This window comes from Mycobacterium sp. UM_Kg27 (assembly GCF_000972905.1).
Lineage (GTDB): Bacteria > Actinomycetota > Actinomycetes > Mycobacteriales > Mycobacteriaceae > Mycobacterium.
In genome coordinates this window covers 1-9,540 of record NZ_JRMM01000154.1, presented here as the reverse complement: position 1 = coordinate 9,540, position 9,540 = coordinate 1, and the positions used below count along the sequence as shown (strand labels likewise).

Annotated in this window: 9 protein-coding genes and 1 pseudogene; 3 read left to right on the top strand and 7 right to left on the bottom strand. The window is 64.8% G+C overall.

Annotated elements, in window-relative coordinates:
- Together LI94_RS18575 and LI94_RS18570 are read right to left on the bottom strand one after the other, a co-directional pair.
- Positions 1–427, bottom strand: a pseudogene (locus tag LI94_RS18575) (Dabb family protein); the annotation flags it as partial.
- Entirely contained in the window at positions 420–782 is a 363-nt protein-coding gene (locus LI94_RS18570; protein ID WP_024442279.1) for a hypothetical protein, read from the bottom strand. The gene LI94_RS18570 and the pseudogene LI94_RS18575, both read right to left, overlap by 8 nt.
- 102 nt (positions 783–884) lie before the next feature.
- Here LI94_RS18570 and LI94_RS18565 point away from each other — a divergent pair, with 102 nt between their 5' ends.
- Positions 885–2,123 carry an NADH:flavin oxidoreductase gene (locus LI94_RS18565; RefSeq protein WP_024442280.1) on the top strand — a complete coding sequence of 413 codons (1,239 nt, stop codon included), beginning with the start codon at positions 885–887 and terminating at the stop codon, positions 2,121–2,123.
- On the opposite strand, the gene LI94_RS18560 is transcribed toward LI94_RS18565, so the two are convergent.
- The 5 genes from LI94_RS18560 to LI94_RS18540 form a co-directional block, all read right to left on the bottom strand.
- A complete protein-coding gene (locus LI94_RS18560) occupies positions 2,113–3,060 on the bottom strand; it encodes an alpha/beta hydrolase (protein WP_024442281.1) in 948 nt (315 codons plus the stop codon). The genes LI94_RS18565 and LI94_RS18560 overlap by 11 nt on opposite strands.
- Positions 3,057–3,938, bottom strand: coding sequence for an IclR family transcriptional regulator (locus tag LI94_RS18555; protein ID WP_024442282.1), 882 nt, complete (start codon positions 3,936–3,938; stop codon positions 3,057–3,059). Before LI94_RS18555 ends, LI94_RS18560 begins: the two co-directional genes overlap by 4 nt.
- A gap of 425 nt (positions 3,939–4,363) precedes the next feature.
- Positions 4,364–5,272 (bottom strand): biphenyl-2,3-diol 1,2-dioxygenase, encoded by a 909-nt coding sequence (gene bphC / locus LI94_RS18550; protein WP_046302109.1) that lies wholly within the window; start codon positions 5,270–5,272, stop codon positions 4,364–4,366.
- Positions 5,273–5,282: 10 nt separating this feature from the next.
- Positions 5,283–6,464 carry an acyl-CoA dehydrogenase family protein gene (locus LI94_RS18545; RefSeq protein WP_024442284.1) on the bottom strand — a complete coding sequence of 394 codons (1,182 nt, stop codon included), beginning with the start codon at positions 6,462–6,464 and terminating at the stop codon, positions 5,283–5,285.
- Between the two features lie 75 nt (positions 6,465–6,539).
- The gene (locus LI94_RS18540; protein WP_046302111.1) at positions 6,540–7,601 is read right to left on the bottom strand and encodes a ferredoxin--NADP reductase; all 1,062 of its coding nucleotides are present in this window, start codon (positions 7,599–7,601) and stop codon (positions 6,540–6,542) included.
- Positions 7,602–7,770: 169 nt separating this feature from the next.
- On the opposite strand from LI94_RS18540, the gene LI94_RS18535 reads away from it, so the two are divergent.
- Both LI94_RS18535 and LI94_RS24650 read left to right on the top strand, forming a co-directional pair.
- Positions 7,771–9,345, top strand: a complete 1,575-nt coding sequence (locus LI94_RS18535) for an NAD(P)/FAD-dependent oxidoreductase (protein ID WP_082105812.1) — start codon at positions 7,771–7,773, stop codon at positions 9,343–9,345.
- A gap of 109 nt (positions 9,346–9,454) precedes the next feature.
- A partial coding sequence (locus LI94_RS24650) for a hypothetical protein (RefSeq protein ID WP_239651268.1) occupies positions 9,455–9,540 on the top strand: 86 nt, incomplete at its 3' end.

Sequence of the window (9,540 nt, the reverse complement as noted above, 5' to 3'; positions counted from 1 at the left end):
GATGTGTATAAGAGACAGGCTGCCACGCACAGATGGTGGGGACATAGCCGGGCATCGACTTGAGCTCCGACTCGAACCGAGCCAGCGTCTGCGGTGATGTGCCCGGCTGAACCCTCAGCAGGAGCGTCCGGTACAACGTCGCGGGATTGCCGGTACCGATCGGCGCGCCCTCGTACGTAGCGCCGTTGATTCGGGTGATCGCCGGGTCGGTCAGCGCTGCCGCCAGCCGCGCTTCGGCGATATGCCACGCTGATTCGTCCGGGAAACGCAGGTGCACCAACACATCCCCGCCGTTGCGTGACCCGCTTTTGGTCGGTTCGACGATCCATCGCAGCGCCCCGCTGTGGTCGGCCACCGCGCGGATGTCGTTGAGCAGCCGATCGCGTTCGCCGGGTTCGACATCGAGTAGTCGCGTGACGTTAAACATCGGTCGCAGTCATCTCGCAGAGTGTGTCGACGTCATCTGCCGCGGCCGCCACCGAGCGGCTGCGTTCGACCACCAATTCTTCGATAGCCGACCACCATTGCCCCAATTCGGGATCCGGACGTCCCTTCCAGGTCATCCGCCACCAGCTCAGCGGGTCGGGCAGTGACCAGGTGATCGTGATGGTGTTCGACTCGCCGGCGAACCAAATGGGTGGACTGACGAGCACACTCTGCAAAGTCATTCCGCGTGCCCTGGCGCCGGGCGCGTACTCCGCGAGATAGCGATCGACGAATCGTCGCGCCAGCCCGGGCCTGGTCACGATCCGGTCGATGACGAAGACTTCACCGCCAGCCATGCAGACGAGGCTAGGGGCAGCCCGGTCGTGAGACCGGCTACAGTCCCGGACATCGGGAGACAGCCGTTGACGGACACCGTTGGCAGCGAGGACGGTTAGCCGATGAACGATCTCAGCATGAATCCGTTCGCCCCGGCTCAGCTCGGTCCGGTCCGATTGCGCAATCGCGTCATCAAGGCCGCGACCTCGGAAGGCCGTTCGCCCGACGGATTGGTCACCGACGATCTGATCGACTTCCACCTGAGCTTCGCCAGGGGCGGTGTCGGCATGACCACCGTCGCGTACTGCTGCGTGTCCCCGCAGGGAGCCAGCGCGCCCGGGCAGATCGTGATGGACACCAAGGCGCTCCCCGGTCTCAAGAAGCTCACCGACGCGGTGCACGACACGGGTGCGGCTATCTCCGCACAACTCGGCCACGCCGGCGTCGTCGCACAGAAGAAGCTCACCGGTGTTTCCGCGATCGCGCCGAGCCGCTTCATCAATCCCAGCTCGTTCGCCTACTGCCGCGAGATTCGACGCGACGAAATATTCGCTGTCATCGATCAGTTCGGTGCGGCGGCACAGGTGGCCGTCGCCGCCGGCTTTGACGCTGTGGAACTACATTTCGGCCACCTCTATCTGCCGAGCTCGTTTCTGTCTCCGCTGATCAACCGGCGTAAGGACGAGTACGGCGGAGACATCGACGGCCGTTCACGATTCGTACGGGAGATCGCGCAGCGAGTTCGCGACGTCGTGGGCAAGCGGATCGCGGTGATCGCCAAGTTGGATATGGACGATGGCCTGCCAGGCAGCATCTGGATCGACGAGGCGCTGCGTACCGCACAGTTGTTGGACGCCGACGCGACGCTGGATGCCATCGAGCTGACGCAGGGCTCGTCGGTGTTCAAACCGATGTACCTGTTCCGGGGTGATGTACCGGTGCGCGAATTCGCCCGGGTGATGCCGCCGGCGCTGCGCCCCGGGGTGCGGGTGATGGGGAAGTGGGCGATGGGCAGCTATCCCTATGAGGATCTCTACATGCTTTCCGCTGCCCGTCAGTTCGTTCCGATCATGGGCAACACCAAGTTGATTCTTCTCGGTGGCATCACAAACCGCGACCATCTGGTGACCGGGATGCGTGAGGGCTTCGACTTCATGGCGATGGGCAGGGCACTGCTGCGTGAGCCGGATCTGGTCAACAAAATGATCGGGGATCCCGAGGTGCGTAGCCGCTGCGACCACAACAACAAGTGCATGGTGACCGTCTTCAAGCGCACGCACTGCGTCCTCGACCCGCACCAGCGCTATGGCCACGTAGAGCCCATGACGGTGCCGTCCGAAGGCCCGCCGGCTACGTCGTGACCGGCGGACCCAGGAGTTCAGTCAGTGACGCGCACGCCTGGGCCCTGGCCCGCCCGCAGATGTCGAGCGTGGGCATGGTCATGAAGCCGTGCACGCCGCCTTCGAAGTAACGCACCGCGGTGGGAACGCCCGCACGGCGGAGCGCCTCGGCGTAAGCGCGGCCCTCGTCACGCAACGGGTCGTGGCCCGCTATCACCGCGACCGTCGGCGGCAGACCGGACAGGTCCGGGGCGTGCAGGGGGGACGCGTAAGGGTGGGACCGATCAGCCACGGTAGGCACGTATTGATCCCAGTACCACTGCAATGCGGGCTTTGGGTTGTAGTAGCCGCGGCCGAACTGGCGATAGGACGGCGTGTCGAAGTCGGCGCCGATCACCGGGTACAGCAGCAGCTGACCGCTCAGGTGCGGCCGCCCGCGGTCACGGGCCATCAATGCAGTGACGGCGGCAAGGTTGCCGCCGGCACTGTCGCCGCCCACCAGCAGCCTGTTCGGGTCGCCACCGAGCTCGGCGATATGGTCTGCTGCCCAAACGGTGGCCGCGTAGACGTCCTCGGCCGCGGCGGGCCACTGTCCTTCTTCCGGCGCCCGCCGGTAGTGCACGGAAACCACCACGGCGGAAAGTTGATTCGCAAAGTCGCGGCACAGGTCGTCGTGGCTGTCCAAGTCGCAGAACACCCAGCCGCCGCCATGGGCCCATACCAGGGTCGGGACCGCGTCGGTGTCTACGGCCCACGGGCGGTAGACACGGACCTGGAGTGGGCCTTCCGGGCCGGCGATGATTCGGTCGTACACCTGCGCCACGGGCCTGGGGTCGGCGGCCGCCGTGAAACGTGCGCGGATGGCGGCTCGGGCTTCGGCCCCGGTCATCGTATGCACCGGCGGGAATCCCGCGTTGAGGGCTTCGATGATTTTTGCGATCTGCGAATCCAGGATCATGCGAGCTTGAGTGCCCCGGTACGAGCTGCCGGTCGCGCGGCAGGCCCTGCGCGCAGCGGTCGCATCTGCTGCAGAGTGGGGGACACTCGAACGGGGCCGCAGTCGACCGCTTGCCAAATGCCCATCGCGGCGATCCGCACCGGAGCGACCAACCGCTGGTCCAGCTTGATCCGGTTCATCGGCCCGCAGACCGAGATCGCGGCGACCGCCTCGCCCGGGTCGCCGATGGGGGCGGCGACGCAGCCGAAGCCGGGCAGTGACTCTTCCCGGTCGAACGCGAAGCCGTGAGTGCGGACTTTGAGCAGTTCGCTGCGAAGTTGGGCGTGGGTGGAGATCGAGTACTTGGTCCGCCGGGGCAGTCCATCGGAGTTCAAGACGTCGATGTCACCCTCGTCGGCAAACGCCAGCATTGCCTTCCCCACCGCGGTGCAGTGCGCCAGTTGGCGGCCACCGACGCGGGTCGGAATTGCCGCGGTCATGCGATCGCCGACCTTGTCCATGTAGACGACGTCGGGTCCGTCAAGGACGGCGAGGTGCACCACCAGGCCGGTCGCGGCGTGGAGTTCGTGCAGTTTGCGGAGCGCGGCCTTGTGCAGGCGATCCTGGTGCACCGCCAGGGATCCCAACTCGACGAGGCGCATGCCCAGTTCGTAGTCCCGGCCGCTGCGGCGCAGCCAGCGCAGCTGGACGAGACGCTCGAGCATGCGGTGCGCTGACGAGCGGGGAAGCCCGGTCCGGCGCACGATCTGGGCCAGCGTCAGGCGGCCCGGCCCGTCGAAAGCGTCGAGGACCAGGGATACCCGGTCAATGACGGCGCTGGGAGTTTCGTTCGGCGCATCCTTGGCGGCGGTCACGGGTAATGCGGCTGTCGCGGGCATGGGGATCCTCCGGGGTACATGCCTAATAGGCATATGACTAATGGTCATATCTCTACCACATCGGTGTTGCTGTTGTCACACTTCCGCTCGAATTCGAGTGCGCGCACGACCGTCGGCCTGCACGCCGCCGGTCTCACCAGCAACGCGGCATGGCATAACGGGGCTGCGCGTCCGGGTTCACGCCGTGCGCGGTGCGCGCGTTAAAGGACGCCGCCGTGGCCCGCAGCGCACCGGGCGCCGACCCCGTCTCTCTCCAGATCAACGACGGTGTCGGCGACCCAGGTGGACGGATGCATCATCAGTTTTCGATGATCAGAAACGCCTTGTTGTCAGTGGTTGGCGTCAGCTGCCCGACTCGAGGGCACGCCGCAGTCGAGCGGCCGATCGACGCCGGCGGGTGGCCGGCCGGAAAGGGAAGCCAGGGATTACGGCCGCATCGCCGCAGGCAGGTCGTCAACCCACCGGTGGCCCCAGTAACTGTCTGCCGTGATCTCTTCGGCGGTGTAGTGGGTGTCATCGACCCGCATGCCGTCGGTGCCGAACTCGATGTCCCAATCTCCCGGTGCGCGAACGTAGAACGACACCATCTTGTCGTTGGTATGCCGCCCCAGTGTCGACGACAGCTGAAAGCCGTCCTTGGCGACTCGGTCAAGCGCCTGGCCGACGCTGTCGAGGCTGTCGACTTCGACCATGAGATGGATCAACCCGGGGTCGCGCAGCGTTGCCGCCGGGCACAGGGCCAGGCTGTGATGGCGCTCGTTGACACCTAGGAAGCGCACGCGTACCGGTCCGAACTCCGGGGGAACAGGCACCCGGAAGGCGCCGCGTGACTTGAACCCCAACACCTCGGTGTAGAACTCGAACAAGCCCGCGACATCGAGGGCCGGCAACACCACATGCCCCAGGCCCTGGTCGCCCGTCACGAACTTTGCGCCGAATGGCGTGATGACCGGGCTGTGATCGAGAACCGGGCCGTGGAAGACCTCAAGCGACGTACCGGCGGGGTCTTCGAACGCGATGGCCTCTTCAACACGGCGGATGTCGGCCTCGGCCAGTGACAACTGCCGGTAGGAGACGCCGGCGGCCGCAAGGGAGTGCGCGACCGTCTGCAGGTCTGCGTGGTCGCGCACCTCCCAGCCGATGGTGGTGATCTTGTCGGTGTCGCCGGGGGATACCACGATTCGGGCGGTGCGTTCGTCCATCCGCAGGTACAGCGAATCCGGATTGGGGCCGCTACCTTCGGCGAAACCCAGTACGCCGAAGGCGAAGTGACGCCACTTCTCGATGTCGGTGGCTTGTACCGTGACGTAGCCGAGGCTCTTGATCGGGCTCACTGGGCGACCCTTAGATCATTGCCCGTAGCGGGCCCTGCGGGTCCACGCCGAGCGAGCTCAATGCCGAGGCGTGGTAGACCGTTCCCGGGGCGTGGATCGCATGCACCTGTCCGACGTGGACGTCGCGCCAGTAGCGCTGCAGTGGCTTGTCCATCCGCGTCGCATTGCCGCCACACCGGGCGAAGAGCTCGTCGACCGCCGAGACGGCGCGCCATACCGCGCGAATCTGAGTGCGGCGCCCAGCCGCTCGGTCCTCGAATGAGACGTCCTTGCCGGCGTCGACCATGTCGTAGATCCTGTCGGCGTTGGCCAGGAGCTCTTGACGAGCGGCGTTGATGTCGGCGGCGGCCTCACCGATCGCGAACATCACATAGGGGTCGTCTTTGATCGCAACACCGCTGGAATTCACCCGAGAGCGCTGGTAGTCCAGCGCAGCGGCCAAAGCGCCTTCGGCGATGCCGATCGTCGCCGACGAGATGCCCAGCGGGAACATCGTCGACCAGGGCATCAAATAAAGCGGCTCGGTCATCCCGGCCTCGCGTTGCGCGGTGCCGTCCATAACCTGCAAAGCATCCATCGTGCGGTAGCTCGGCACGAACGCATCGGAGACGATGACGTCCTTGGAACCGGTGCCTCGCAATCCCACGACGTCCCAGGAATCCTCGACGATCTGGTAGTCCTTGCGCGGCAGAATCATGTGCAACATCTGCGGGGGCATCAAGGGCTTGCCCTCGGCGTCACCGATCATGGCGCCCAGAATGATCCAGTCGCAATGGTCGGTGCCCGAACTGAACTGCCAACGCCCGTTGAAGAGGTAACCACCGTCAACCGGCTTGGCGACGCCTTGCGGTGCGTAGGGCGACGCCACCCAGGTGTCGACGTCGTCGGCCCAGATCTCGTCGCCGACTCGAGGATCGGCGTAGGCGAGCTGGTAGGGGTGCACGCCGACGACACCGTTGATCCATCCCGCGGACGGGTCCAGCGCGGCGGTCGCCATCACCGTTTCGGCGAACTCACGCGGGTGCACCTCCAGCCCGCCGTGCTTCCGCGACTGCAACAGCCGAATACTGCCGATCTCCTTCATCGACTTGACTGTGTTGTCAGTCAGCTTGCCGATCTTCTCGGCTTCCTCGGCTTGCTCGCGCAGTTGGTCGGCCAGCTCCGCGACGCGGTCGATCACCCGTTTAGTCATGTCAACGATGGTGGACGCGGGGAGCGGGCGGTCGCCGGCCTCGTCCCGGTGAGCGGACGACATTCATCGTCGACATCAGAACTCGACATTCAGCTTGTCGGACAGCGGGCGCGCCTGGCAGGCCAGGAACAACCCCTCGGCGATGTCTTCGGGTTCGAGGATCGCAGCATTGCCCAAATCGACCTGACCCTCGACCACCGTCGCCGCACACGAGCCGCAGTTGCCCTCCCGGCAGGAGAACGGAGCGTCGATGCCCGCAGCGAGCATCACGTCAATCAGGTTGCGGGACTTGGGCCAGCAGAGGCGATGGGTCTTCCCGTCGATGCGGACCTGCACGTCGGCCGCCTCAGCGTCGCCGCCGAAGTCTTCGATCGGGACGTCGGCAAACGGATCACCGGTGAGCGACTGGAACACTTCGAGGCGGATGTTCTCGCGTGGTATGCCGGCCTCACGCAACGCCTCTTTCACCACTGCCATAAACGGCTCGGGGCCGCACACGAATGACTGGTAGCTGGTGAACATCCGGGCGAAGCCGCCCAACTGAGCGCGGGTAGGCAGACCCTGGATCGACTCGAGCCAGTGCAGAACCGTGAACCGACCGGCATACCGCGCAGCCAGTTCGCGCAGCTCGGCCGCGAAGATGACCGAACTCTCGTCACGGTTGGCGTAGCACAGCACCACCCGACCGGTGCCGGCGGCGAGCGCCGACTTGAGGATCGACATCACTGGGGTGACCCCGCTCCCTGCCGCCCATAACAGAAAATCCGCATCCAGATCCGCCGGCGTGAACTGTCCGGACGGCGGGAGGGCTTCGAGAGTGTCACCGACGGAAACGTTGTCGCACAGCCAGTTCGACACGTAGCCGCCATTCGTACGCTTGACGGTGACCTTATGCACTGCATCGGTGTGCGGAGAACTCGCCAGCGAGTAGCAACGGGCGGCCGACCCGGTCAGGTCGCTTGGTACGCGCACCGTCAGGAACTGCCCCGGCCGGTAGCTGAATCGGTTCTGATACTCGTCGGGAATCGCCAGCACCACCGACTTCGCGTCGTGGCTCTCCTCGATGACGGCTGTGACGGTCAGTGCTACGGCGCGTGCGCCGTCCCCGGCTCGGCTGGCAGATCCTGCATCGGTCATGGCCGACATTGTGAGCGGCCGAGCGAACTGGCCGGGCCGCTCTCACCGGTGGCCGGGAGAAATTTCCTGATGCCCGTTGACCGGGAAGTTTTGGCGCCAAAATCCTCGGTGACTGCCTACGGTAGCCGCCGTGAGCAGCCCGACCGAAAGCAATGTTGACGTCATCGTGGTGGGTGCCGGGTTCGCTGGCCTGTATGCCCTGCACAAGTTCCGGCAACAGGGGCTGTCGGTGCGCGTCTTCGAAGCGGCACCCGAAGTCGGAGGTACCTGGTACTTCAACCGGTACCCGGGAGCGCGCTGCGATGTCGAGAGCCTGGACTACTGTTACTCGTTCTCCGATGAGTTGCAACAGGAGTGGACCTGGACCGAGAAGTACGCCACCCAGTCCGAGATCCTCGACTACATCAAGTGGGTCGCCGACAGGCTCGATCTGCGACCGGGGATCACGTTCAACACCAGGGTGGTCTCGGCTGTTCTCGACGAGGACGTGATGCGGTGGACGATCGCCACCGACAGTGGAGAAACGGTCGTCGCGCGGTTCGTGGTGATGGCCACCGGGCCGCTGTCCTCGCCCTTGACTCCGGACATCCCGGGACTGGACACCTTTGGCGGCGAGATCTATCACACCGCGCATTGGCCGCACGAGGGTGTGGACTTCACCGGAAAGCGGGTCGGCGTCATCGGGACCGGTTCGTCTGGTGTGCAATCGATTCCACTCATCGCCGAACAGGCCGCACAGCTGGTGGTGTTCCAACGCACCCCTAACTACAGCGTGCCCGCGGGTAACCGCCCGTTGACCGCCGAGGAGATCGCTCACGCCAAGGCGACCTACGACGAACGGCGCCAGATGTCCTGGCGCAGTGGCGGCGGGTCACCGCATGTCGCCCATCCGAAGCTGACCATGCAAGCCACGCCCGAAGAGCGCTACGCGGCCTTCGAGGAACGGTGGCAGCTGGGCGGGGTGTTGTTCTCCAAGACCTTCGCCGACCAGGTGACCGACATCGAGGCCAATGAGGAAGCCCGAAAGTTCTACGAAGGCAAGATTCGTGCGGTGATCGACGACCCCGAAGTCGCCGAACTGCTGATCCCCAATGATCATCCGATCGGCACCAAGCGAATCTGCACTGACACCAACTATTTCCAGACATTCAATCGCCCCAACGTCACATTGGTCAGTGTTCGCAAGACTCCGATCGAGGCGATCGACGAATCGGGCATCGAGACCTCCGAGGGGCACTACGACCTCGATGCCATCGTCTTGGCGACTGGCTTCGACGCCATGACCGGCACTCTGGCCAAGATCGACATCGTCGGTCGCGGGGGGCGCAAGCTGGTCGAGGATTGGTCACACGGGCCCCGCACCTACCTCGGGCTCGGTGTCGACGGATTCCCCAATCTGTTCCTGGTATCCGGGCCCGGCGCACCGGCGGTCCTGGCCAATATGGTTCTGCACGCCGAGGCGCACATCCAGTGGATCTCCGAGGCCATCGCCTATCTGGACCAGCATGGCTACGCGGCCATGGAAGCCAACGCCGGTGCCGTCGACGCCTGGGTTGCCGAATGTAATCAGCGAGCCGACGCCACCCTCTTTCCCAGAGCTAACTCGTGGTACGTGGGTGCCAACGTTCCCGGAAAGCCCCGCGTGTTCATGCTTTTCATCGGCGGCTTCGCCACCTACCTCGATATCTGTGCAGAGGTCGCCGACGCGGGATACAAGGGATTCACCCTGCTCAAGACGTCCTGATGCCGAGCCTGGTCATCGATGTACATGCCGGTGACGACTGTGTTGCCGAGTTCTCCGGGCTGGGTTCGGTCCGGCTGGTTTTCGAATAGATTCGAATTGAGGAGCTTTCATGGCTGCTAAGGCCTCAGTGGCGATTGTCGGGTCGGGCAATATCAGCACTGATCTGTTGTACAAGTTGTTGCGTTCGCAGTGGCT